We start from the raw sequence: 1475 nt of genomic DNA on the forward strand, positions 1-1475 counted from the left end.
GACGCGGTCGCCATCCGCTACGGCGACAGCAGCTTGACGTTCGGGCAGTTGCAAAGCCGCGCCAACCGGGTCGCTCGCGCGTTGATCGCCCAGGGCGCGGGCCCGGAATCGGTGGTGGCGGTGGCGATGCCGCGCACCGAGGAACTACCGGTCGCGTTGTTGGGTGTGTTGACCGCGGGTGCGGCGTATCTACCGATCGACACCACTTATCCGGTGCAGCGGCTGGAGTTCATGCTCGATGACGCCGCACCGGTCTGCATCCTGACCACCGCCACCGAGCGGGAATCCCTACCCGCGGGCAATATTCCGGTCCTCCTGCTGGAGGACACCACCGGCTACGACGACGCACGCGTGCGCAACCGCGAACGTGTGGTGCCGTTGCGTCCGGACAACCTGGCGTATGTCATCTACACCTCCGGTTCCACCGGTGTGCCCAAGGGTGTGGGGGTCGCGCACCGCAACGTGGTCGAGTTGTTCGCCAACACCCAGTCGCTGTTCGAGTTCGACGAAACCGATGTGTGGACGCTGTTCCACTCCTTCGCGTTCGACTTCTCGGTCTGGGAACTGTGGTGTGCGCTGGCCACCGGCGGCACCGTCGTCGTGGTCGACTACCTGACCTCCCGCTCGCCGGAACAGTTCCGCGAACTGTTGATCCGCGAACAGGTCACCGTCCTCAACCAGACCCCTTCGGCCTTCTACCAGCTCGCCGAGGCCGACCGCGCCGCGCACCCGGACGAGCAGGGCGAACTCGCGCTGCGCTACGTCGTGTTCGGCGGTGAGGCACTGGATCTGCGCCAGTTGCAGCGCTGGTACGAGCGCCACCCGGTGGACGCGCCGTGGTTGGTGAACATGTACGGCATCACCGAGACCACGGTGCACGTGTCCTACCTGTCGCTGGATGAGCAGATGGCCGACAACCCGGCCAGCGTGATCGGTCGCGCCATCCCGGGCTTGGACGCGTACGTGCTCGACGACCGGCTCAACCCCGCGCCGGTCGGCGTCGCCGGAGAGATCTACGTCGCGGGCGCTCAGCTCTCCCGCGGCTACCTCGGCCGTCCCGGCCTGGCCGCTACCCGCTTCGTCGCCAATCCCTTCGGGGCGCCGGGTTCGCGGATGTACCGCTCCGGCGATATCGGCCGGTGGGTAGGTCTGGGTGGCCTGGCCACCCTCGAGTACGCCGGGCGTGGGGATCAGCAGGTGCAGTTGCGGGGGTTCCGTATCGAGCTCGGCGAGATCGAAGCGGCGCTGCTGCGGTGTCCGGGGGTGAGCCAGGCGGTGGTGGTGGTGCGTGCCGACGAGCACGCCGGTGACCGCTTGGTCGGGTATGTGGTGCCCGATGCCGGGACGAGTTCGGATCCGTCGGTGCTGCGTAGGCAGGTGGCGGAGTTCTTGACCGGTTACATGGTGCCCGACGCGATCGTGGTGCTGGACGTGTTGCCGTTGACCCCGAACGGGAAACTCGACCGCCGCGCGCT

The 1475-nt window shown here is 67.7% G+C and carries 1 protein-coding gene; it reads left to right on the forward strand.

Annotated features, from left to right (window positions below):
- A partial coding sequence (locus ACGF7Y_RS36450) for an amino acid adenylation domain-containing protein (protein WP_393242484.1) occupies positions 1-1475 on the forward strand: 1475 nt, incomplete at both ends.

Source organism: Nocardia sp. NPDC047654, assembly GCF_043205035.1.
Lineage (GTDB): Bacteria > Actinomycetota > Actinomycetes > Mycobacteriales > Mycobacteriaceae > Nocardia.